27 protein-coding genes are annotated in these 20,963 nt (G+C 53.7%); 14 read left to right on the forward strand and 13 right to left on the reverse strand.

Features of this window, described 5'->3' with window-relative positions:
- Positions 1–3: 3 nt before the first annotated feature.
- Complete coding sequence (gene rlmE, locus L3068_RS20275) at positions 4–630, reverse strand: 23S rRNA (uridine(2552)-2'-O)-methyltransferase RlmE (RefSeq protein WP_003861812.1); 627 nt, start codon at positions 628–630, stop codon at positions 4–6.
- A 127-nt stretch (positions 631–757) separates the two neighbouring features.
- Here rlmE and yhbY point away from each other — a divergent pair, with 127 nt between their 5' ends.
- Positions 758–1,051, forward strand: coding sequence for a ribosome assembly RNA-binding protein YhbY (gene yhbY, locus L3068_RS20280; protein ID WP_003861814.1), 294 nt, complete (start codon positions 758–760; stop codon positions 1,049–1,051).
- A 151-nt stretch (positions 1,052–1,202) separates the two neighbouring features.
- On the opposite strand, the gene greA is transcribed toward yhbY, so the two are convergent.
- Positions 1,203–1,679 carry a transcription elongation factor GreA gene (greA, locus tag L3068_RS20285; protein ID WP_014171793.1) on the reverse strand — a complete coding sequence of 159 codons (477 nt, stop codon included), beginning with the start codon at positions 1,677–1,679 and terminating at the stop codon, positions 1,203–1,205.
- Positions 1,680–1,907: 228 nt separating this feature from the next.
- Here greA and dacB point away from each other — a divergent pair, with 228 nt between their 5' ends.
- The 3 genes from dacB to pmrB are packed head-to-tail and all read left to right on the forward strand — an operon-like array spanning position 1,908 to position 5,046.
- Positions 1,908–3,341, forward strand: coding sequence for a serine-type D-Ala-D-Ala carboxypeptidase (gene dacB / locus L3068_RS20290; RefSeq protein WP_047026835.1), 1,434 nt, complete (start codon positions 1,908–1,910; stop codon positions 3,339–3,341).
- 2 nt (positions 3,342–3,343) lie between these two features.
- A complete protein-coding gene (gene pmrA / locus L3068_RS20295) occupies positions 3,344–4,006 on the forward strand; it encodes a two-component system response regulator PmrA (protein ID WP_014885379.1) in 663 nt (220 codons plus the stop codon).
- Entirely contained in the window at positions 4,003–5,046 is a 1,044-nt protein-coding gene (pmrB, locus tag L3068_RS20300; RefSeq protein WP_014885380.1) for a two-component system sensor histidine kinase PmrB, read from the forward strand. Before pmrA ends, pmrB begins: the two co-directional genes overlap by 4 nt.
- 34 nt (positions 5,047–5,080) lie before the next feature.
- Here pmrB and cgtA read toward each other — a convergent pair whose 3' ends face one another.
- The 4 genes from cgtA to rplU all read right to left on the reverse strand — a co-directional run bounded on the left by cgtA (position 5,081) and on the right by rplU (position 7,908).
- Positions 5,081–6,253: an Obg family GTPase CgtA gene (gene cgtA / locus L3068_RS20305; RefSeq protein ID WP_014885381.1), complete on the reverse strand. Its 1,173-nt coding sequence runs from the start codon at positions 6,251–6,253 to the stop codon at positions 5,081–5,083.
- A complete protein-coding gene (locus tag L3068_RS20310; protein ID WP_063862169.1) occupies positions 6,250–7,224 on the reverse strand; it encodes a DMT family transporter in 975 nt (324 codons plus the stop codon). Before L3068_RS20310 ends, cgtA begins: the two co-directional genes overlap by 4 nt.
- A gap of 95 nt (positions 7,225–7,319) precedes the next feature.
- The gene (gene rpmA / locus L3068_RS20315; protein ID WP_004385076.1) at positions 7,320–7,577 is read right to left on the reverse strand and encodes a 50S ribosomal protein L27; all 258 of its coding nucleotides are present in this window, start codon (positions 7,575–7,577) and stop codon (positions 7,320–7,322) included.
- Positions 7,578–7,596: 19 nt separating this feature from the next.
- Positions 7,597–7,908: a 50S ribosomal protein L21 gene (rplU, locus tag L3068_RS20320; RefSeq protein WP_003025032.1), complete on the reverse strand. Its 312-nt coding sequence runs from the start codon at positions 7,906–7,908 to the stop codon at positions 7,597–7,599.
- Positions 7,909–8,165: 257 nt separating this feature from the next.
- Here rplU and ispB point away from each other — a divergent pair, with 257 nt between their 5' ends.
- Positions 8,166–9,137, forward strand: a complete 972-nt coding sequence (gene ispB, locus L3068_RS20325; RefSeq protein WP_032629753.1) for an octaprenyl diphosphate synthase — start codon at positions 8,166–8,168, stop codon at positions 9,135–9,137.
- 229 nt (positions 9,138–9,366) lie between these two features.
- Entirely contained in the window at positions 9,367–9,654 is a 288-nt protein-coding gene (gene sfsB / locus L3068_RS20330; RefSeq protein WP_063862168.1) for a DNA-binding transcriptional regulator SfsB, read from the forward strand.
- Between the two features lie 61 nt (positions 9,655–9,715).
- Here the strand turns inward: sfsB and murA are convergent, their stop codons facing one another.
- The 7 genes from murA to mlaF form a co-directional block, all read right to left on the reverse strand.
- A complete protein-coding gene (gene murA / locus L3068_RS20335) occupies positions 9,716–10,975 on the reverse strand; it encodes a UDP-N-acetylglucosamine 1-carboxyvinyltransferase (RefSeq protein ID WP_032635434.1) in 1,260 nt (419 codons plus the stop codon).
- Between the two features lie 50 nt (positions 10,976–11,025).
- Entirely contained in the window at positions 11,026–11,280 is a 255-nt protein-coding gene (ibaG, locus tag L3068_RS20340) for a BolA family iron metabolism protein IbaG (RefSeq protein ID WP_008501458.1), read from the reverse strand.
- Between the two features lie 126 nt (positions 11,281–11,406).
- Positions 11,407–11,700, reverse strand: coding sequence for a lipid asymmetry maintenance protein MlaB (gene mlaB / locus L3068_RS20345; protein WP_014885386.1), 294 nt, complete (start codon positions 11,698–11,700; stop codon positions 11,407–11,409).
- The gene (gene mlaC, locus L3068_RS20350; RefSeq protein WP_014885387.1) at positions 11,700–12,335 is read right to left on the reverse strand and encodes a phospholipid-binding protein MlaC; all 636 of its coding nucleotides are present in this window, start codon (positions 12,333–12,335) and stop codon (positions 11,700–11,702) included. Before mlaC ends, mlaB begins: the two co-directional genes overlap by 1 nt.
- A 17-nt stretch (positions 12,336–12,352) precedes the next feature.
- Positions 12,353–12,901: an outer membrane lipid asymmetry maintenance protein MlaD gene (gene mlaD, locus L3068_RS20355; protein WP_014885388.1), complete on the reverse strand. Its 549-nt coding sequence runs from the start codon at positions 12,899–12,901 to the stop codon at positions 12,353–12,355.
- A gap of 4 nt (positions 12,902–12,905) precedes the next feature.
- Entirely contained in the window at positions 12,906–13,688 is a 783-nt protein-coding gene (gene mlaE / locus L3068_RS20360; protein ID WP_010436044.1) for a lipid asymmetry maintenance ABC transporter permease subunit MlaE, read from the reverse strand.
- A gap of 7 nt (positions 13,689–13,695) precedes the next feature.
- A complete protein-coding gene (gene mlaF, locus L3068_RS20365; RefSeq protein WP_014885389.1) occupies positions 13,696–14,508 on the reverse strand; it encodes a phospholipid ABC transporter ATP-binding protein MlaF in 813 nt (270 codons plus the stop codon).
- Positions 14,509–14,735: 227 nt separating this feature from the next.
- Between mlaF and L3068_RS20370 the strand changes: the two genes are divergently transcribed.
- From L3068_RS20370 to hpf, 8 genes are read left to right on the forward strand one after another with little or no spacing between them, the layout of a single operon-like run.
- Positions 14,736–15,713 carry a calcium/sodium antiporter gene (locus L3068_RS20370; protein ID WP_117581483.1) on the forward strand — a complete coding sequence of 326 codons (978 nt, stop codon included), beginning with the start codon at positions 14,736–14,738 and terminating at the stop codon, positions 15,711–15,713.
- Positions 15,714–15,726: 13 nt separating this feature from the next.
- Positions 15,727–16,713, forward strand: coding sequence for an arabinose-5-phosphate isomerase KdsD (gene kdsD, locus L3068_RS20375; protein WP_014885391.1), 987 nt, complete (start codon positions 15,727–15,729; stop codon positions 16,711–16,713).
- A gap of 14 nt (positions 16,714–16,727) precedes the next feature.
- Positions 16,728–17,294 carry a 3-deoxy-manno-octulosonate-8-phosphatase KdsC gene (gene kdsC / locus L3068_RS20380; protein WP_014885392.1) on the forward strand — a complete coding sequence of 189 codons (567 nt, stop codon included), beginning with the start codon at positions 16,728–16,730 and terminating at the stop codon, positions 17,292–17,294.
- Entirely contained in the window at positions 17,291–17,866 is a 576-nt protein-coding gene (lptC, locus tag L3068_RS20385; protein WP_117581485.1) for an LPS export ABC transporter periplasmic protein LptC, read from the forward strand. Before kdsC ends, lptC begins: the two co-directional genes overlap by 4 nt.
- On the forward strand, positions 17,835–18,389 hold the full coding sequence (lptA, locus tag L3068_RS20390; protein ID WP_023331402.1) for a lipopolysaccharide ABC transporter substrate-binding protein LptA: 555 nt from the start codon (positions 17,835–17,837) through the stop codon (positions 18,387–18,389). The genes lptC and lptA overlap by 32 nt, the downstream gene beginning before the upstream one ends.
- A gap of 6 nt (positions 18,390–18,395) precedes the next feature.
- Positions 18,396–19,121, forward strand: coding sequence for an LPS export ABC transporter ATP-binding protein (lptB, locus tag L3068_RS20395; protein WP_014885395.1), 726 nt, complete (start codon positions 18,396–18,398; stop codon positions 19,119–19,121).
- A 47-nt stretch (positions 19,122–19,168) separates the two neighbouring features.
- Complete coding sequence (gene rpoN / locus L3068_RS20400; RefSeq protein ID WP_117581487.1) at positions 19,169–20,602, forward strand: RNA polymerase factor sigma-54; 1,434 nt, start codon at positions 19,169–19,171, stop codon at positions 20,600–20,602.
- 22 nt (positions 20,603–20,624) lie between these two features.
- Entirely contained in the window at positions 20,625–20,912 is a 288-nt protein-coding gene (hpf, locus tag L3068_RS20405) for a ribosome hibernation promoting factor (RefSeq protein WP_014171818.1), read from the forward strand.
- Positions 20,913–20,963: the final 51 nt, after the last annotated feature.

Here is a 20,963-nt window from a genome sequence, read left to right on the forward strand (position 1 = left end):
TTATCATTTTCGCCCGGTCGCTACAATATACACTTCGCGGGAACGGGCCCGGGAAGAGTCCGGCTTACGAACTTTGACCTTCGCAAACAGGGAGCGAATTTCCTTAAGATACTCCTCGAAACCTTCGCCCTGAAACACCTTCACAACAAAACTACCACCAGGCGCTAGTACATCACGACACATTTCTAACGCTAGCTCCACCAGATACATGGCGCGGGGGATATCCACCGCCGGTGTTCCACACATATTTGGTGCCATATCTGACATGACAACCTGGACCTTACTGTCACCTACACGATCAAGTAACGCTTTAAGCACTAATTCATCACGAAAGTCGCCCTGAAGGAAGTCGACACCGACGATAGGATCCATTGGTAAAAGATCGCACGCGATGATTCGGCCCGTTCCGCCGATCTGCGTTACCGCATACTGGGACCATCCGCCAGGTGCCGCACCGAGGTCAACAACCGTCATCCCCGGCTTAAAAAGTTTGTCACTTTGCTGTATTTCATCAAGTTTAAACCAGGCACGGGAACGCAACCCCTTTTTCTGCGCCTGTTGAACATATTTATCGCTAAAGTGTTCCTGAAGCCAGCGGCTGGAGCTGGCAGAACGCTTTTTACCTGTCATTTAACATTTCCGTCCTGGTTCATCGTTACTTGCCTGTGACGTAAATTTCTACGCAGCTATTTGGCGATATAAGGGAGATGGCGGTAGAATGAACCGTTTTCAATCCCAACGTAAGCAAAAATATACGATGAATCTGAGTACTAAACAAAAACAGCACCTTAAAGGTCTGGCACATCCGCTCAAGCCTGTAGTGATGCTTGGCAACAATGGTTTGACCGAAGGGGTGCTTGCCGAGATTGAACAAGCGCTGGAACACCACGAGCTGATCAAGGTGAAAATCGCCTCTGAAGACAGAGACACTAAAAACCTGATCGTGGAAGCCATCGTGCGCGAAACCGGCGCCTGTAATGTACAGGTCATCGGTAAAACGCTGGTGCTCTACCGCCCATCTAAAGAGCGTAAAATCTCGCTGCCACGCTAAGGATATCCTGAATCGAACACATTTTCTGTGTGAAACGAGGGATTTCTGTCAGCAGGCGAGCAAAATGCCATGCTCCTTGAGTTGATAAAAGGCCGCTATGCGGCCTTTTTCTTTTCTTTACAATGTATCAACATCTTACCAGAGATGCGAATTACAGGTATTCAACCTTGATAATTTCGTATTCCACTTCACCGCCGGGCGTGCGAATGGTAACAACATCATCCTGCTCTTTGCCAATCAGGCCGCGAGCAATCGGAGAGTTCACGGAAATCAGGTTCTGTTTGAAGTCTGCTTCATCATCACCCACGATGCGATAGGTCTGCTCTTCGTCGTTGTCCAGGTTCAGCACGGTCACGGTTGAACCAAAGATCACACGCCCATTGTTAGGCATCTTGGTGATATCGATAACCTGCGCATTGGACAGTTTTGCTTCGATATCTTTGATACGTCCTTCACAGAAGCCCTGCTGCTCACGCGCCGCGTGGTATTCAGCGTTCTCCTTCAGGTCGCCATGCTCACGCGCATCCGCGATAGCGGCGATAATTTCAGGGCGACGAACGGATTTCAGGAAATCCAGCTCTTCGCGCAGTTTTTCGGCACCACGTAAGGTCATCGGAATAGCTTGCATTTGTTATACCTCTTAAACATTCCTGTTGGGAGCAGTGTTCCCTGCCCCTGCCCCCCTAAGCGGGCAAGAAGCAAAAAGAAAACCGACCCGGGAGCAACGCCCCAGGTCAGCAGCAATTTTTCAATTTGATACGCATTTTACCGCGAAGTTCACTATGGGTCATCGTTTACTTTGCAGTGCTATGCACCGTAGTATGACGGTTTGTTTTCGGGTTGTTAGCGCGAGATTATGCGATTTTCCAGATTTATCATCGGATTGACTACCAGTATAGCGTTCAGCGTTCAGGCCGCGAATGTTGATGAGTACATTAATCAGCTACCCGCAGGTGCTAACCTTGCATTGATGGTGCAGAAGGTCGGGGCGCAGACGCCAGAGATTGACTATCACAGTCAACAGATGGCGCTGCCTGCCAGTACCCAAAAGGTGATCACTGCCCTCGCCGCGCTGCTTCAGCTCGGCCCTGACTTTCGTTTTACCACCACGCTTGAGAGCAAAGGCAACATTGACGGCGGTGTGCTGAAAGGCGATCTTATCGCCCGTTTTGGCGGCGATCCGACCTTTAAGCGCCAGGATATCCGCAATATGGTGGCGGTGCTGAAAAAATCCGGTGTGACGAAAATCGAGGGTAACGTGCTGATCGACACCTCGATTTTTGCCAGCCATGATAAAGCGCCAGGCTGGCCGTGGAACGACATGACGCAATGCTTTAGCGCACCACCCGCCGCCGCGATTGTTGACCGCAACTGCTTTTCAATTTCCCTTTACAGCGCGCCCAAACCGGATGATTTAGCGTTTATCCGCGTGGCATCCTACTACCCGGTGACCATGTTTAGCCAGGTGCGTACGCTGGCCAAAGGCTCCCCGGATGCCCAGTATTGCGAACTGGACGTGGTGCCTGGCGATCTTAACCGTTTCACGCTCACCGGCTGTCTGACCCAGCGCGCCGATCCCCTGCCGCTGGCCTTTGCGATACAAGATGGCGCGAGCTACGCGGGCGCCATTCTGAAGGATGAACTGAAGCAGGCAGGCATTAGCTACTCCGGTACGCTACTCCGCCAGACGCAGGTCAACCAGCCCGGAACGGTCATCGCCAGCAAACAGTCGCCTCCGCTGCACGATTTGCTGCGAATTATGCTGAAAAAGTCTGACAACATGATTGCTGATACGGTGTTCCGCATGATCGGCCACGCGCGTTTTGGCGTGCCGGGAACCTGGCGCGCGGGCTCAGACGCTGTGCGCCAGATCCTGCGCCAACAGGCGGGAATCGATCTGGGTAATACCATTGCTGTCGATGGTTCCGGATTATCGCGTCATAATTTGATCGCACCGGCAACCATGATGCAAGTGCTTCAGTACATTGCACAACATGACTCTGAGCTAAACTTTATTTCAATGCTGCCGCTTGCCGGGCATGACGGTTCTCTGCAGTATCGCGCCGGGCTTCACGCGGCCGGCGTAGATGGCAAAGTATCCGCTAAAACAGGTTCACTGCAGGGCGTTTACAATCTTGCAGGGTTCATCACGACCGCCAGCGGACAACGCATGGCCTTCGTACAGTATCTTTCCGGCTATGCCGTCGAACCGACCGATCAGCGCAACCGTCGTATTCCGCTGGTTCGCTTCGAAAGCAGGCTTTATAAAGACATTTATCAGAATAACTAGCGATGAAACTACTCATAGTTGAAGATGATCTGTTATTGCAGGAAGGACTCGCGCTAGGGCTTGCCAACGAAGGGTACGCTCTGGATTGTGCCGGTACCGCGGCAGAGGCGGATTCCCTGATCCAGAGCGGCGAATACAGTCTGGTGATCCTCGATTTGGGTTTGCCGGACAAAGACGGCGCGACGCTGCTCACCCAATGGCGTCGGCGCGGCATCGCTAACCCGGTGTTGATCCTGACAGCACGCGATGCGATTGAAGATCGTATTACCGGCCTCGATGCTGGCGCAGATGACTATCTGGTGAAGCCCTTTGCGCTCGCAGAACTTCAGGCACGCGTGCGGGCGCTTATCCGGCGCTATCAGGGGCACAGCGATAATCTGCTGACGGACGGCGACATCACGCTCAATCTGCAAACCCAGCAGGTACTGCGTCAGTCCCAGCCCGTTGAAGTGACCCCAAAAGAGTTCGCCCTCCTGACCCGCCTGATTATGCGCAGCGGGCAAACGGTGCACCGTGAAACGCTGCAACAGGACATTTACTCCTGGCAGGACGATCCCGGCTCTAACACCCTGGAAGTCCACATCCATAACCTGCGTCGCAAGCTTGGCAAAGACAGGATAAAAACCGTCCGCGGCGTTGGCTATCGTCTGGAGAGCCAGAAATGAACAGCATGCGTCGGCGATTAATGGTGTTGCTGGCGGTCATTCTGTTATTTTTCCAGCTGATAAGCGTGATTTGGTTGTGGCATGAAAGTCGTGAGCAGATTGGCTTTCTGGTGAATGAAACGCTGTCTGCAAAAGCCCGCAATAACCATGTCGAAAAAGAGATCCGCGAGGCGATTGCATCTCTTCTGGTCCCTTCCCTGGTGATGGTCAGTTTCACTCTGCTGTTTTCATTCTGGGCGGTCACCTGGATAACCCGGCCTCTGAATAAACTCCGCGACAGCCTCGCTAACCGTTCGGCGGATAACTTAACGCCGCTGCCTATGTATTCCGACATGGAAGAAATAGGCGCCGTTACCACCTCTCTCAACCAGCTACTCGCCAGGCTGGACAGTACCATTCAGCAGGAGCGTCTCTTCACCGCAGACGCCGCCCACGAACTGCGAACGCCACTGGCCGGGATCCGGCTTCATCTGGAGTTAATGGCGCAGTCAGGCTCTCCGCAGGCGACAACGTTAATCAGCCGTATCGATCAGCTCATGCATACCGTTGAACAACTGCTGATGCTGGCCCGTGCCGGACAGGCGATGGCGAGCGGTCACTATGAGACCATTAACTGGACGGACACGATCATAACGCCCCTTGGTCTTGAGCATGAAGCCAAAGAACATACGGTGATATGGCCGGCCAAAAGTAACCTTACGGTGCAGGGTGACGCGGTGCTTTTGCGACTGATGCTGCGTAACCTGCTGGAAAATGCCGGACGTTACAGTCCACCAGGCACAACAATCACCGTGGCACTAACCGAGGTTGCGGGAGGTACGCTGGTCAGCGTGAGCGATCAGGGGCCCGGCATCGATGAAGCACATCGACAGTCGATCACCGAGCCGTTCCGTCGGCTTGATCAGCGCTACGGCGGTAGCGGCCTGGGCCTGAGTATCGTACAGCGTATCCTGCAACTCCACCGCGGTAAGCTGGCGCTGGAGAACGGTGCTGAAGGCGGCCTGATAGCAAGCTGCTGGCTCCCCTCAACGCTGGAATAAAAAAAGCCCCCGGAATGGGGGCTTTAGACAGATATCAGTGCTTGTAGATGAACTCGACACCTTCTTCGTCGTCTTCATCCCAGTCATCGTCCCAGTCGTCTTCCTCTTCCGCTTCCAGCTCTTCGAGCTGCTGACGGTGGTAGTCATCCCACATGAATTCGACTTTTTCTGGCTGTTTCGCTTCTTCAGCCTGAACAACCGGGTTTTCGATGATAAAGGTCATCACATCCCAGCAGAGATCTTTCACGCCAACCTGGCTTGCCGCGGAGATCAGGTAGTATTTATCTTCCCAGCCCATCGCTTCAGCAATCGCTTTAGCTTTCGCTTCCGCTTCCGCTTTATCCATCAGGTCGATCTTGTTGAAGACCAGCCAGCGCGGTTTAGACGCCAGTTTTTCGCTGTATTTTTCCAGCTCACCGATGATGATCCGGGCATTTTCAACCGGATCGGAACCATCAATAGGATCGATATCAATGAGGTGCAGCAGTACGCGGCAACGCTCAAGGTGTTTCAGGAAGCGAATGCCGAGACCGGCACCTTCCGCTGCACCTTCGATCAGACCCGGGATGTCAGCAACAACGAAGCTCTTCTCGTTATCCATACGGACAACACCCAGGCTCGGTACCAGCGTGGTAAACGGATAGTCCGCCACTTTTGGTTTCGCCGCAGAAACCGCGCGAATAAAGGTCGATTTACCGGCATTTGGCATACCCAGCATACCTACGTCTGCCAGGAGCATCAGCTCCAGCTGCAGATCGCGCTTATCGCCCGGCGTCCCCATCGTCTTCTGACGCGGAGTACGGTTAACGGATGATTTGAAGCGGCTGTTGCCCAGACCGTGCCAGCCGCCTTTTGCAACCATCAGGCGCTGACCGTGTTTGGTCATGTCACCCATGGTTTCACCGGTGCCCTGGTCAATCACGCGCGTACCAACCGGCACTTTAATGGTCACGTCTTTACCGCGTTTACCGGTACAGTCGCGGCTCTGACCGTTCTGACCACGTTCAGCGCGGAAGGATTTTTCGAAACGGTAGTCGATCAGCGTGTTGAGGTTCTCATCCGCCTCCAGCCACACATCACCACCATCCCCGCCGTCGCCGCCATCCGGGCCACCTCGAGGAATATATTTTTCACGGCGGAAGCTCACGCAACCGTTGCCGCCATCACCAGCCACAACCAGGATCGTTGCTTCATCAACAAACTTCATTTTACTCTCCGTAACTCATTCGCCTGAGCGGGGACCGCTTCATTTTTGCGCCAACGTCCCCAAAGACGATGACCAATGGCGGAATACATCGCGCCCGCAACCACGACAAACGCACCGAGATAGCCCAACAGGTTGAGCATCGGTCTGACGAAGACATCGGGCCAGGCCATTGATAACAAATCTGAAAATAACAGGGTAAACAGCGGAGTCAGCGTGATCAATGCGCTAACCTGTGCCGCCTGCCAGCGCGCCATTGCTTCAGCAAGCGCGCCATAACCAACCAGCGTGTTAAGCCCACAAAAAATGAGGCACGCCAGCTGCCAGTCGCTCAGCTGGGTAATGACACCCGGCTTTGCTAACGGCAATAATGCAACTGTACATAAAGTGTACAGCAAAAAAAGGATCTGCTGTGAGGCCAGGCGCCGCAATAACACCTTTTGCGCGACGCCATAGCTTACCCAGACCGTAGCTGCTCCCACACCAAAAATCACACCCCAGGTGTAATCCGTCAGGCGGGTAAAAATTTCGATCAGGCTGGTGTTAAAGAACATCACCAGACCACACAGCAACATGCTCGCCCCGATAATCTGCGTCCCACGCATCTTCTCCTTGAGGATAAACACGCTGGCGACCATCATGCCCACAGGTGAAAGCTGACCAATCACCTGTGACGCTGTAGGGCTAAGATACTGCAGAGAAGAGCTGAACAGGATGAAGTTACCAAACAGACCGCCCGTCGCGATAGCCAGCAGCACCAGCCAGCGCGGTTTGCGGAAAAGTCGCAAAGGCGGAAGCTTATCTTTGATAGCCAGAATGGCGCCGAGGCCGATGCTTGCCATCAGAAAGCGATAAAAGACCACCGTAGGCGGCTCCATCACTTCCAGTACTTGCTTCATTGCAATTGGCAGCGCACCCCAGCACATTGCGGTCGTGAGCGCCAAAAGAATACCAATGCCGGCCTGCTGCTTCATGCCCGTTTTCCCTACAGAAAATTTTCCGGGTTTCCAATGTAAAAAGCCCCGCAACACGTTGCGGGGCTTTAATCCGTTACCGGACCGAGAAAACCTTACTCAGCAACGATGCTGATGTATTTACGGTTGTTCGGGCCTTTAACTTCAAATTTCACTTTACCGTCTGCTTTAGCAAACAGAGTGTGGTCACGACCGCAACCTACGTTGTTGCCAGCGTGGAATTTGGTACCACGTTGACGAACAATGATGCTACCCGCCAGAACGGATTCGCCACCGAAACGCTTAACGCCCAGGCGTTTAGCTTCTGAATCGCGACCGTTACGTGTGGAGCCGCCAGCCTTTTTATGTGCCATTTAAATCTCTCCTCAGGTCTTAGGCGCTGATGCCAGTAATTTTCACATCAGTGAACCACTGACGGTGGCCCTGCTGCTTACGGTAGTGTTTACGACGACGAAACTTAACGATTTTAACTTTCTCGCCACGACCGTGAGCAACAACTTCAGCTTTGATAACGCCGCCATCAACGAAAGGAACGCCGATTTTGACTTCTTCACCGTTTGCGATCATCAGAACTTCTGCGAACTCAACAGATTCGCCAGTTGCGATGTCCAGCTTTTCCAGGCGAACGGTCTGACCTTCGCTTACTCGGTGTTGTTTACCACCACTTTGGAAAACCGCGTACATATAAACTCCGCTTCCGCGCACATCCTCGTATGATTCAGAGTGCGCTATAAATATTCACAATAGGGCGCGAATATTACGCAAAACGCGAGCCTTTGACAAGTGCTACCATCAATACATGAAGAAAAAAAACACAACACGTACGGTAACGTTTATCTGAGCCGTTTTTTCAGTACAATCAGCACTACTATTGATAAACCGAAACCCTTCGTTACCCCATTGAAAATGGGATCAACAGGATGAAAAGCCCGGCTTTTGCGATGAATTTAGAAAAAATCAATGAGTTAACCGCGCAAGATATGGCGGGTGTGAATGCAGCAATCCTGGAGCAACTCAACTCTGACGTTCAGTTGATCAATCAGTTGGGCTATTACATTGTCAGCGGCGGCGGTAAACGCATTCGCCCGATGATTGCCATTCTGGCTGCCAGAGCCGTTGGCTATCAGGGAAATGCCCACGTCACGATCGCCGCACTGATCGAATTTATTCACACAGCGACGCTTCTGCATGACGATGTTGTGGATGAATCCGATATGCGTCGCGGTAAGGCCACGGCCAATGCCGCCTTCGGTAATGCCGCCAGCGTTCTGGTCGGGGATTTTATCTATACCCGCGCCTTCCAGATGATGACCAGCCTGGGCTCGCTGAAAGTGCTGGAAGTGATGTCAGAAGCCGTAAACGTCATCGCTGAAGGCGAAGTGCTGCAGCTGATGAACGTCAACGATCCGGATATCACTGAAGAAAACTACATGCGCGTCATCTACAGCAAAACAGCACGCCTGTTTGAAGCGGCCGCGCAGTGCTCCGGCATCCTGGCTGGCTGTTCTGAGGCTCAGGAAAAAGGGCTCCAGGACTATGGTCGCTATCTGGGGACAGCCTTCCAGCTAATTGATGATTTGCTGGACTACAGTGCGGACGGCGAAACGCTCGGCAAAAACGTGGGTGATGACCTGAACGAAGGCAAACCGACCCTGCCGCTGCTCCATGCGATGCGCAACGGAACTGCAGATCAGGCGAAAATGATCCGTGAGGCGATCGAACAGGGAAATGGTCGCCATCTTCTGGAACCGGTACTGGAAACTATGGCGATCTGCGGTTCACTGGAATGGACGCGTCAGCGTGCCGAAGAAGAGGCTGATAAAGCCATCGCTGCCCTTCAGGTTATTCCAGACAGCCCGTGGCGTGATGCCCTTATTGGCCTTGCCCACATCGCTGTTCAACGCGATCGTTAATCCTTTCACGCCTCCCCGTTTCCATCGCGGGGAGGTTCTAAAACACCCCAGTAAATTCCGTATTCATGTAAATTCATCGGTTTAGAGACCGCATGAATAAAGGCATGTCTTATTCTGAATATCCCTTCAAGTAACGCGAACTTTTTAGAACAAGAGTTTGAAATGGGTATAGTAAGCCAGTCGTTTCAGAAGAAACGGCGTAGGTGAATCCGCACTTAAGGACAGCGTTATGGATACGAAATTTATCGACTGGCATACGGCAGATATCATTGCGGCACTGCGCAAAAGAGGGACGTCACTGGCAGCAGAGTCCCGCCGCCATGGTCTGAGTTCTTCCACCCTGGCCAACGCCCTGACCCGCCCCTGGCCAAAGGGAGAATTAATTATCGCGACGGCGCTGGAAACGCACCCGTGGGTGATCTGGCCCTCGCGCTACCACGATCCCATTACCCATGAATTCATCGACAGAACGCGCATGATGCGCCATAGAAAGTTAAAGAAAGAACCACAGGAATAACGCGCTTTTTAGCAGGAACAGCAACCCCCCGGTCATCTCTGGCAGGGGGCTGCCGGAACGATTACTCGCCCTTCACACGCTCGATATTGGCACCCAGCGCGCGCAGTTTGTCTTCGATACGCTCATAACCACGATCGATGTGGTAAATACGATCCACCACCGTGGTACCTTCCGCAATACACCCCGCCAGCACCAGGCTTGCAGACGCACGCAGATCGGTTGCCATCACCTGAGCACCTGACAGTTTCTCCACGCCGTGGCAAATCACGGTATTGCTCTCGATCTCAGCATGCGCACCCATACGGATCAGTTCCGGTACGTGCATAAAGCGGTTCTCGAAAATGGTCTCTGTGATGAAGCCTGTCCCTTCGGCAACCAGGTTCAACAGGGTGAACTGCGCCTGCATGTCCGTTGGGAACGCCGGATGCGGCGCCGTACGTACATTGACCGCTTTTGGACGCTGACCGTGCATATCGAGGCTGATCCAGTCTTCGCCGATTTCGATATCCGCGCCTGCATCACGCAGTTTCGCCAGCACCGCATCCAGGGTATCAGGCTGCGCGTTGCGACAAACAATCTTACCGCCAGAGATCGCTGCGGCCACCAGGAAGGTGCCGGTTTCGATACGATCGGGCAGAACGCGATACACACCGCCGCCCAGACGCTCAACGCCTTCGATGGTGATACGGTCAGTACCCTGGCCGGAGATCTTCGCCCCCAGCGCCACGAGGAAGTTGGCAGTATCCACAATCTCAGGTTCACGCGCGGCGTTTTCGATGATGGTCGTGCCGTCTGCCAGCGTTGCCGCAGACATGATGGTGACGGTTGCGCCCACGCTCACTTTGTCCATGACAATGTGCGCGCCTTTCAGACGACCGTTGACGGAGGCTTTAACGTAACCTTCTTCCAGCTTGATCTCAGCGCCCAGTTTCTCCAGACCATAGATATGCAGATCAACCGGACGCGCACCGATGGCGCAACCGCCCGGCAGTGAAACCTGACCCTGACCAAAACGCGCCACCAGCGGGCCAAGCGCCCAGATGGATGCACGCATGGTTTTCACCAGATCGTAAGGCGCAGAGAAGTTGTTCACGTTGCTGGCATCGATCCAGACGGAACCGTTACGCTCAACTTTCGTGCCCAGCTGGGTGAGCAGCTTCATGGTGGTGTCGATATCTTTCAGCTTCGGTACGTTCTGAATTTCTACCGGCTCTTCCGCGAGCAGCGCAGCAAAGAGGATTGGCAGCGCGGCGTTTTTCGCGCCAGAAATTGTGACTTCGCCCTGGAGACGCGTTGGCCCCTGTACACGAAATTTATCCATTGTGTGCTCTCTTATAAATTCAACCGTGCTGCGGGCCTGTCGCCCTCAGCTCAAAAACCGTTTAGTTTGCGATCGCGTGCCCACTCTTGCGGGGTGAACGCTTTAATCGACAGGGCGTGGATGCGGTTATCCGCAATATATTCCATCAGCGGCGCGTACACAGCCTGCTGTTTCTTCACACGGCTCATACCGTCGAACATCTCACCCACAGCAATAACCTGGAAGTGACTGCCATCGCCAGTGACGTGGGCTTCCTGAAGGGAGAGTGCATTCATCAGCACTGTCTGGATTTCATGATTTTCCATGGGTTCTTAATCATCTGATAGTGAAAACAAGCCCAACATCTTAGAGCAAAGTGGCGTCGTCTTAAACAAGCAAAAAGCCCCGACGATGAAACTGTCAGGGCTTTCGGAAGTAACGCACTGAAAATATTAACGAGGCAGGACGTCCGGAGGCAAATTGTAGAGTTGGGCAAGGGTAACGACATTATCGCTCGCGCCATGAAGCCTGACGCTTGTCCCCTGCTTTTTCCCCACAGCGACCAGATGGGCGAGCAGCGCAACACCTGCCGTATCCACCCGCGTGACGTCGGTTAAGTCGATGAGCGTCACGCCCTGCATCGCGTCGTGGCGTTTATCCCACAGTGGGTTCAGCAGGTCCTGATCAAGTTCACCGGACAGCTTTAACGTCTCACCTTCACGCGACCAGCTGAGTTGCTGCGACATTACTTTTTCTCGTCCAGAGTAATTTTCTGACGCGCAATAGACTGCAGTTGCGCGGTCAGGCCATCAATACCTTTGGTGCGCAGCAGGTCACTCCACTCGTTCTGTTTGGTGGTGATCATGCTTACCCCTTCGGCAATCATGTCATAGGCCTGCCAGTGCCCGGTCTGGCTGTTTTTACGCCACTGGAAATCCAGGCGCACCGGTGGACGGCCGTTAGGATCGTTGATCGTCACGCGGATAGGCACAATGGTGGCATCACCCAGCGGCTGCTCGGGAGCAATCTGATAGGTCTGGCCGTGGTACATCGCCAGCGCCTGACCATACGCCTGTTTCAGGTATTCACGGAACGCAGCAAAGTAGGCTTCACGCTGCGCAGGCGTCGCATCTTTGTAATAACGTCCCAGCACCAGTGCACCAGCATATTTGATCTGCACATAGGGCAGCAGTTCCTGGTCTACCACGTCACGCAGATAATCAGGATTCGCGCGAATTTTTGGCTGTTCGTTTTTGAGACGGTCGAAGGTTTTCTTCGCAGCTTCGTCCATCAGTTTGTACGGGTTGCTTTGATCCGCAGCATGAGCCGCAGTCAGAGGAGCAATGACCAGCATGGCAACCATTAACAGTCGTTTAAACATGAATGACTTCTCCTGAATTAATTCGTCGCACCTGGGGTCGGCGCAGCGTTGGTATGGTCTTCACTCTGCGCAGGGGCATCGTCAGACTTTTTATCATCCCCTTTACTGTTGTAAAGGAACTGACCAATCATATCTTCCAGCACCATCGCGGACTTCGTATCCTGGATAACGCTACCGTCTTTAAGGATAGTCGTTCCAAGCTCAGGGTCTTCAAAGCCAACGTTGAGCGCCAGGTATTGCTCTCCAAGCAGGCCGGAAGTACGGATTGACAGGGAGCTGGTGTCCGGAATGTGGTTGTAACGCTCTTCGATATCCATCGCAACGCGCGGCAGATACGTTTTCTCATCAAGCGTTATGTCTGATACACGCCCGATAACAACGCCACCAATACGCACCGGTGAGCGCGCTTTCAGGCCGCCGATATTATCGAAGGTGGCATAGACACGGTATGTCGGCTCGGTGCGCACTGAGGTGATATCCGCCGCTCGCAGACAGATAAACAGTGCGGCCAGCAGCGCCAGCAGCAGAAACACGCCGACCCAAATTTCATTTTTTCTCGTTTGCATGAACTCAATTCCCAAACATCAGTGCGGTGAGCACAAAATCCAGACCCAGTACGGCCAGCGACGAATGTACGACAGTACGTGTAGTTGCACGGCTAATGCCCGCCGACGTCGGAATGGCATCATAACCATTGAACAAGGCGATCCAGGTGACCGTAATGGCAAATACCACGCTTTTAATCAGGCAGTTAACCAGATCCATTCGCAGATCGATGGCATCCTGCATGGCGGACCAGAAGAAACCGGCATCAATGCCTTTCCAGTGGACCCCCACCAGCGAACCACCCCAGATCCCCACGGCGACAAACAGAATAGTCAGTAGCGGTAACGAGATCACCCCCGCCCAGAAACGCGGAGAGATGACCCGACGCAGCGGGTCGACCGCCATCATCTCCATGCTGGAGAGTTGCTCGGTGGCGCGCATCAGGCCAATTTCTGCCGTGAGTGCTGACCCTGCACGACCGGCGAACAGCAGCGCCGCCACAACCGGCCCCAGTTCACGCAGCAGTGAGAGCGCCACCAGCATCCCGAGGCTGGTTTCCGCACTGTAGGTGGTCAGAACGAGGTAGCCCTGCAGCCCCAGCACCATACCGATAAACAGGCCGGAGACAATGATGATGAGCATCGACAGCACACCGACATTATAAAGCTGCCGCACCAGCAGAGGCGCGTGCTTGCGAAACTCCGGCTTGCCAACCAGCGCGTTGAATAACATTAATCCGGCACGCCCGAACGTCCTGATGGTTTTTATGCCACGGTGTCCAAGGGCGGCCAACGCATTTAACAGCATGAGTGGCTTAACTCCCTAATCCCAGTAAATCGTCACGATAATCGCCCGCCGGATAGCGGAACGGTACGGGTCCGTCAGCAATACCATCGAGGAATTGCCGCACGCGCGGATCGCAATTTTCCTGAAGCGCCTGGGCGCTGCCGTGTGCGACGATCTTTTTGTCCGCCACGATATAGGCGTAATCGGCAATGCTCAACACTTCCGGTACATCGTGAGACACCACAATACAGGTTACGCCGAGCGCGCTGTTCAGTTCAGAGATAAGCTTCACCAGCACGCCCATCGTGATGGGATCCTGTCCGACAAACGGTTCGTCGAACATGATTAAATCGGGTTCTAATGCAATGGCTCGCGCCAGTGCGGCACGTCGCGCCATCCCGCCAGACAGTTCTGAAGGCATCAGTTTCGCAGCCCCTCGCAGACCGACAGCTTCAAGCTTCATCATCACCGTGCTTTTCAGCAGTTCAGGCGGCAGGCTGGTATGTTCTCGCAGCGGATAAGCCACGTTATCAAAGACGTTCATGTCGGTGAACAGCGCCCCCGACTGAAAGAGCATACTCATACGTTTGCGGACAGTATACAGACGCGAGCGCGACATCTCCGGGATGTTTTCGCCATCGAAGAGGATTTCACCGCTATCAGGTGGTATCTGCCCACCAATAAGGCGCAGAAGGGTCGTTTTACCGATCCCGGACGGCCCCATGATGGCGGTAATTTTGCCACGCGGTACGGTCAACGAAATATCATCGAATATCAATCGATTACTACGCGAGAAACTCACACCGCGGACATCGACTAAATTCGCCATCGTTTGGCTCATTTATGGTTCCTTTCTTACCCTGCTCACGTTTAAGCGTGCAGCCTGAATCAGCCCTAAACTCAGCATTTTTACAGAATATTAGCCATTGAGGTTAGCGAAAGCTGGCATTTGTTTTACTTTTCCGGCGCATAAAGTCAAAATTAGGAATTCGTTACGCCTCAGACCGTATGCAGTCCAGCCATTCCCGCGCGATGGACCGACAAGTATACCTGAAGAAAGGACTTTTGATGCTTTTAGCAACAGCACTGTTAATAATTGGTTTACTTTTGGTGGTCTACAGTGCTGACCGTTTAGTGTTTGCTGCATCAATCCTGTGTCGCCTGACGGGCGTACCGCCGGTTGTCATCGGGATGACCGTTGTCAGTGTTGGCACGTCGCTTCCTGAAATCATCGTCTCTGTCTCGGCATCGTTGCACGGTCAGTTAGACCTTGCAATTGGCACCGCGATTGGCTCTAACATCGTCAACATCTTACTGATCCTGGGCCTGGCGGCGCTGCTCCATCCATTTCGCGTGCATTCTGATGTTCTGCGCCGTGAATTGCCGCTAATGTTAATCGTAAGTCTGCTGGCAGGCTGCGTATTTTATGATGGCGTACTGAGCTACAGCGACGGCATTTTCCTGCTGGCGCTGGCCGTCATTTGGCTGCTGTATAGTGTTAAAATCGCCCGCCACGCTGAGAAGCTGGGTCATGACAGCCTCACGCGTGAGCAGGTCGCCGAACTCCCGCGCGAAGGTACGCTGCCGGTCGCCCTGCTCTGGCTTGGCGTCGCGCTGATTATTATGCCGATGGCAACGCGCATGGTCGTGGATAACGCGACGGTGCTGGCGAACTTTTACGCCATGAGTGAACTGACGATTGGCCTGACGGTGATTGCTATCGGCACCAGCCTGCCGGAGCTGGCCACCGCCATTGCGGGGGCACGTAAAGGGGAAGATGACATTGCCATTGGTAATATCATCGGTTCCAACATATTTAATATCGCGATTGTGATGGGTCTGCCGGCCCTGATTACGCCAGGGCCCTTCAACCCTCTGGCATTCTCTCGCGATTACGGAGTGATGTTGCTGGTCAGCGTGATATTCGCCCTGCTCTGCTGGCGGCGGCAACGACAGATCGGCAAAGGCGCAGGTGCGCTGCTGACAGGTGGATTTATCGTATGGATGGCGATGCTGTACTGGCTCTCGCCTCTTCTCTCTGGGTAAACGGAAACGCATTATGTCGCAAATAGAATTGCAGCCGGGTTTTGACTTTCAGAAAGCAGGCAAAGACGTTCTGGAGATTGAACGTGAAGGTCTGGCGCAGTTAGATCAGTACATTAATCAGGATTTTAGTCTGGCCTGTGAGAAGATGTTTTACTGTGCCGGTAAAGTCGTGGTGATGGGGATGGGCAAATCCGGTCATATTGGCCGCAAAATGGCGGCAACGTTTGCCAGCACCGGAACCTCCTCCTTCTTTGTCCACCCGGGAGAAGCCGCACACGGCGACCTGGGGATGGTCACGCCGCAGGATGTTGTCATCGCGCTGTCCAACTCCGGTGAATCCAATGAAATCCTGGCGCTAATCCCGGTACTGAAGCGCCTGCAGGTGCCGCTGATTTGCATGACCAGCCGCCCGGAAAGCAGCATGGCGCGTGCAGCCGATATTCACCTGTGCGTAAAAGTACCCAAAGAAGCCTGTCCTCTCGGTCTGGCGCCAACTTCCAGTACCACCGCGGCCCTGGTCATGGGCGATGCACTTGCCGTTGCGTTGCTGGAAGCGCGTGGTTTTACGCCGGAGGACTTCGCGCTTTCCCACCCGGGTGGCGCGCTGGGACGCAAGCTGCTGCTTCGGGTAAACGACATTATGCACACCGGGGATGAGATCCCTCACGTCAGTAAAGAGGCCTCCCTGCGTGATGCGCTGCTGGAAATCACCCGCAAGAATCTGGGCATGACGGTCGTGTGTGACGACCTGATGAAAATTCAGGGGATCTTCACCGATGGCGACCTGCGTCGCGTGTTCGACATGGGTGTAGATGTCCGTACACTTGGCATTGCCGATGTCATGACGCCCGGCGGGATTCGCGTGCGTCCTGGTACGCTGGCCGTGGATGTGCTGAACCTGATGCAGTCCCGCCATATCACCTCAGTTATGGTTGCCGATGGCGACCAGTTGCTGGGTGTGGTACATATGCATGATCTGCTGCGCGCAGGCGTAGTGTAATGAAGGATAAGACAATGAGTAATGCGGGTGCATCCCTTGCAACCTGTTATGGACCGGTTAGTAACCAGATGATGGCAAAGGCGGAAAATATTCGTCTGCTCATCCTTGATGTCGATGGCGTACTCTCCGATGGCCTGATTTACATGGGCAATCATGGCGAAGAGCTGAAAGCGTTTAACGTCCGCGATGGCTACGGAATTCGCTGCGCGCTCACCTCGGGTATCGAGGTGGCTATCATCACCGGGCGGAAAGCTAAACTGGTAGAAGACCGCTGTGAAACCTTAGGGATTACCCATCTGTATCAGGGGCAATCCGATAAGATGGCAGCGTTCAACGATTTACTGGGTAAACTGGCGATCGCGCCGGAAAACGTGGCCTATGTCGGGGACGATTTGATTGACTGGCCAGTGATGGCTGAAGTCGGTCTCAGCATTGCGGTTGCTGACGCTCACCCGTTGCTGCTCCCACGCGCTGACTACGTTACCCACATCAACGGTGGCCGCGGTGCCGTACGTGAAGTCTGCGACCTGCTTCTGCTGGCGCAGGGCAAGCTTGATGAGGCCAAAGGGCAATCAATATGAGTAAAACCAGACGTTGGGTTATCATTCTGCTTTCGCTTGTCGCACTGGTATTGATTGGCGTGAACCTGGCCGATCGCGACGATACGCAAACGGAAGTGATCAACAATAACGATCCAACCTACAAAAGCGATCACAGCGACACCGTGGTCTATAGCCCGGAAGGTGCGCTGAACTATCGCCTGGTTGCCCAGCATGTGGAATATTTTTCCGATGACGGCGTTTCGTGGTTTACCCAACCCGTCATGACCACATTCGATAAAGACAAAGTGCCGACGTGGTCAATTAAGTCAGATCGGGCCAAACTGACAAATGACCGTATGCTTTATCTGTATGGCCACGTTGAAGTCAACGCCCTGACCGCTGACTCGCAACTGCGGAAAATTACGACCGATAATGCCCAGATCAACCTGGTAACCCAGGACGTGACCTCGCAGGATCTGGTCACACTGTATGGCACAACATTTAATTCCAGCGGTTTAAGAATGCGCGGGAACTTACGCAGCAAGAACGCCGAGCTGATTGAAAAGGTTAGAACCTCCTATGAAATTCAAAACAAACAAACTCAGCCTTAAAGTAATTATCGCCAGCGCGATGCTGGCGGCCAGTCTCCCCGCGCTTGCTGTAACGGGTGATACCGACCAGCCGATCCACATCGAGTCTGACACTCAGTCCCTCGATATGCAGGGTAACGTCGTCACCTTCACGGGTAACGTCGTGATGACGCAGGGCACCATCAAAATTAACGCTGATAAAGTGGTCGTTACCCGTCCGGGTGGCGAGCAGGGCAAAGAGATCATTGATGGTTACGGCAACCCGGCCACCTTCTACCAGATGCAGGACAACGGCAAGCCGGTGAAAGGCCGCGCCTCGCATATGCACTATGAGCTGGCGAAAGACCTGGTTATCCTGACCGGAAACGCGTATCTGGAACAGCTGGACAGCAACATTACCGGCGACAAGATCACCTATCTGGTGAAAGAGCAAAAAATGCAGGCCTCCAGCGAGAAAGGCAAACGCGTAACCACCGTGCTGGTTCCGTCTCAGCTGCAGGATAAAGGCAAGGGTCAGGCCCCGGCACAGAAGAAGAGTAACTAATTCGTTATGGCAACATTAACTGCAAAAAATCTCGCGAAGGCCTATAAGGGCCGCCGTGTCGTAGAAGATGTCAGTCTGACCGTCAACTCCGGCGAAATTGTGGGCCTGCTTGGCCCTAACGGTGCGGGTAAAACCACCACCTTCTACATGGTGGTTGGCATTGTCCCGCGTGATGCCGGCAACATCATCATCGATGATGAAGACATCAGCCTGCTGCCACTGCACGCGCGCGCGCGTCGTGGCATCGGCTATCTGCCGCAGGAAGCCTCTATTTTCCGCCGTCTGAGCGTCTTTGATAACCTGATGGCGGTTCTGCAAATTCGTGACGACCTGACCAGCGAACAGCGTCAGGATCGCGCCAACGAGCTGATGGAAGAGTTTCACATCGAGCACCTGCGCGACAGCCTGGGTCAGGCATTGTCCGGCGGTGAACGCCGTCGTGTTGAGATTGCGCGCGCGCTGGCTGCAAACCCGAAATTTATCCTTCTGGATGAACCGTTTGCAGGTGTTGACCCAATCTCCGTCATCGACATTAAACGTATCATTGAGCATCTGCGTGACAGCGGGCTTGGCGTGCTGATCACCGACCACAACGTGCGTGAAACGCTTGCCGTCTGTGAGCGCGCGTACATTGTGAGCCAGGGCAATCTTATCGCCCACGGTACGCCGCAGCAGATCCTCGAAAACGATCATGTTAAGCGCGTCTATCTTGGGGAAGACTTCAGACTCTGATAGGGTAGAGGTAACGTAACGCCGAACCGGAGAAAAATGCTCTGAACATGAAGCAAGGTTTGCAATTAAGGCTCAGCCAACAACTGGCGATGACGCCGCAGTTACAGCAGGCAATTCGTCTGTTGCAACTGTCCACCTTAGAACTCCAGCAGGAGCTCCAGCAAGCGCTGGATAGCAATCCCCTGCTGGAGCAAGCCGATCTTCATGATGAGGTAGATACACAGCAGTCCCAGGATACAGAATCGCTCGATACCGCAGATGCACTCGAACAAAAAGAGATGCCGGACGAGCTTCCTCTGGATGCCAGCTGGGATGAAATTTATACCGCCGGCACCCCTTCCGGTACGCGTGCAGACTACCAGGACGATGAGCTGCCGGTTTATCAGGGCGAAACCACCCAGTCGCTGCAGGATTACCTGATGTGGCAGGTGGAGCTGACCCCGTTCTCCGATACCGATCGTGCCATTGCCACCTCCATTGTCGACGCCGTTGATGACACCGGCTATCTGACCGTCACGCTGGACGACATTCTGGAGAGCATGGGCGATGAAGAGATTGAGCTGGAAGAGATTGAAGCCGTTCTGAAACGTATTCAGCGTTTCGATCCCGTAGGCGTGGCAGCGAAAGATCTGCGCGACTGCCTGCTGATCCAGCTTTCTCAGTTCAGCAAAGAGACGCCATGGCTCGACGAAGCACGCTTAATCATCAGCGATCATCTGGATCTTCTCGCTAACCACGACTTTCGTAGCCTGATGCGCGTTACGCGCCTCAAAGAAGAGGTGCTGAAAGAGGCGGTGAATCTGATTCAGTCCCTCGATCCGCGGCCTGCTCAGTCGATCCAGACGAGTGAACCCGAGTACGTGATCCCGGACGTGCTGGTCAGAAAACATAACGACCGCTGGGTCGTTGAACTGAACTCTGACAGCATCCCTCGCCTGCAAATCAACCAGCAGTACGCCTCCATGTGCACCAGCGCGCGCAACGACGCCGATAATCAATATATTCGTAGCAACCTTCAGGAAGCGCGATGGTTGATCAAGAGTCTGGAGAGCCGAAATGATACCCTGCTTCGCGTGAGCCGCTGTATCGTCGAACAGCAGCAGGCATTCTTTGAGCAGGGCGAAGAATATATGAAACCGATGGTACTGGCGGATATCGCTCAGGCCGTCGAGATGCATGAATCAACCATTTCCCGCGTCACCACGCAGAAGTATCTGCACAGTCCGCGCGGTATTTTTGAGCTTAAGTATTTCTTCTCCAGCCACGTGAGTACCGAGGGCGGCGGCGAAGCGTCGTCAACGGCGATTCGCGCACTGGTGAAGAAGTTGATCGCCGCGGAGAACCCCGCGAAGCCACTGAGTGACAGTAAGTTAACCACCATGCTGTCCGATCAGGGTATTATGGTGGCACGTCGTACTGTTGCGAAGTATCGAGAGTCTTTATCCATTCCGCCGTCAAACCAGCGTAAACAACTGGTGTGACACAACCGATAAGGAAGACACTATGCAGCTCAATATCACAGGACACAATGTCGAGATTACTGAGGCCTTACGTGATTTTGTGAACGCTAAGTTCGCGAAACTCGAGCAGTATTTCGAAAGGATCAACCAGGTCTACGTTGTGTTGAAAGTGGAGAAAGTGACTCATATCTCGGATGCGACCCTGCATGTAAACGGGGGTGAACTCCATGCCAGTGCGGAAGGGCAAGACATGTACGCTGCTATCGACGGCTTGATTGATAAGCTTGCGCGACAGCTCAATAAACATAAAGATAAACTGAAACAACACTAATTGTCCGGGCAGTTAACGGGTGCAGGACGGCCTGTTGTGAAAAACAACAGG

Source organism: Enterobacter cloacae complex sp. ECL414 (genome assembly GCF_021869685.1).
Taxonomy (GTDB): domain Bacteria; phylum Pseudomonadota; class Gammaproteobacteria; order Enterobacterales; family Enterobacteriaceae; genus Enterobacter; species Enterobacter kobei.

Bases quoted from the DNA above. Each gene is read 5' to 3' on its own strand.
- hpf (WP_014171818.1), top strand. From the start codon at position 20,625: ATGCAGCTCAATATCACAGGACACAATGTCGAGATTACTGAGGCCTTA.
- greA (WP_014171793.1), bottom strand. From the start codon at position 1,679: ATGCAAGCTATTCCGATGACCTTACGTGGTGCCGAAAAACTGCGCGAA.
- mlaF (WP_014885389.1), bottom strand. From the start codon at position 14,508: ATGAGCCAAACGATGGCGAATTTAGTCGATGTCCGCGGTGTGAGTTTC.
- lptA (WP_023331402.1), top strand. From the start codon at position 17,835: ATGAAATTCAAAACAAACAAACTCAGCCTTAAAGTAATTATCGCCAGC.
- sfsB (WP_063862168.1), top strand. From the start codon at position 9,367: ATGGATACGAAATTTATCGACTGGCATACGGCAGATATCATTGCGGCA.
- rpmA (WP_004385076.1), bottom strand. From the start codon at position 7,577: ATGGCACATAAAAAGGCTGGCGGCTCCACACGTAACGGTCGCGATTCA.
- kdsD (WP_014885391.1), top strand. From the start codon at position 15,727: ATGTCGCAAATAGAATTGCAGCCGGGTTTTGACTTTCAGAAAGCAGGC.
- pmrA (WP_014885379.1), top strand. From the start codon at position 3,344: ATGAAACTACTCATAGTTGAAGATGATCTGTTATTGCAGGAAGGACTC.
- ispB (WP_032629753.1), top strand. From the start codon at position 8,166: ATGAATTTAGAAAAAATCAATGAGTTAACCGCGCAAGATATGGCGGGT.
- kdsC (WP_014885392.1), top strand. From the start codon at position 16,728: ATGAGTAATGCGGGTGCATCCCTTGCAACCTGTTATGGACCGGTTAGT.
- mlaE (WP_010436044.1), bottom strand. From the start codon at position 13,688: ATGCTGTTAAATGCGTTGGCCGCCCTTGGACACCGTGGCATAAAAACC.
- murA (WP_032635434.1), bottom strand. From the start codon at position 10,975: ATGGATAAATTTCGTGTACAGGGGCCAACGCGTCTCCAGGGCGAAGTC.
- rpoN (WP_117581487.1), top strand. From the start codon at position 19,169: ATGAAGCAAGGTTTGCAATTAAGGCTCAGCCAACAACTGGCGATGACG.
- mlaB (WP_014885386.1), bottom strand. From the start codon at position 11,700: ATGTCGCAGCAACTCAGCTGGTCGCGTGAAGGTGAGACGTTAAAGCTG.
- yhbY (WP_003861814.1), top strand. From the start codon at position 758: ATGAATCTGAGTACTAAACAAAAACAGCACCTTAAAGGTCTGGCACAT.
- L3068_RS20310 (WP_063862169.1), bottom strand. From the start codon at position 7,224: ATGAAGCAGCAGGCCGGCATTGGTATTCTTTTGGCGCTCACGACCGCA.
- pmrB (WP_014885380.1), top strand. From the start codon at position 4,003: ATGAACAGCATGCGTCGGCGATTAATGGTGTTGCTGGCGGTCATTCTG.
- mlaC (WP_014885387.1), bottom strand. From the start codon at position 12,335: ATGTTTAAACGACTGTTAATGGTTGCCATGCTGGTCATTGCTCCTCTG.
- rplU (WP_003025032.1), bottom strand. From the start codon at position 7,908: ATGTACGCGGTTTTCCAAAGTGGTGGTAAACAACACCGAGTAAGCGAA.
- rlmE (WP_003861812.1), bottom strand. From the start codon at position 630: ATGACAGGTAAAAAGCGTTCTGCCAGCTCCAGCCGCTGGCTTCAGGAA.
- lptB (WP_014885395.1), top strand. From the start codon at position 18,396: ATGGCAACATTAACTGCAAAAAATCTCGCGAAGGCCTATAAGGGCCGC.
- lptC (WP_117581485.1), top strand. From the start codon at position 17,291: ATGAGTAAAACCAGACGTTGGGTTATCATTCTGCTTTCGCTTGTCGCA.
- L3068_RS20370 (WP_117581483.1), top strand. From the start codon at position 14,736: ATGCTTTTAGCAACAGCACTGTTAATAATTGGTTTACTTTTGGTGGTC.
- mlaD (WP_014885388.1), bottom strand. From the start codon at position 12,901: ATGCAAACGAGAAAAAATGAAATTTGGGTCGGCGTGTTTCTGCTGCTG.
- ibaG (WP_008501458.1), bottom strand. From the start codon at position 11,280: ATGGAAAATCATGAAATCCAGACAGTGCTGATGAATGCACTCTCCCTT.
- dacB (WP_047026835.1), top strand. From the start codon at position 1,908: ATGCGATTTTCCAGATTTATCATCGGATTGACTACCAGTATAGCGTTC.
- cgtA (WP_014885381.1), bottom strand. From the start codon at position 6,253: ATGAAGTTTGTTGATGAAGCAACGATCCTGGTTGTGGCTGGTGATGGC.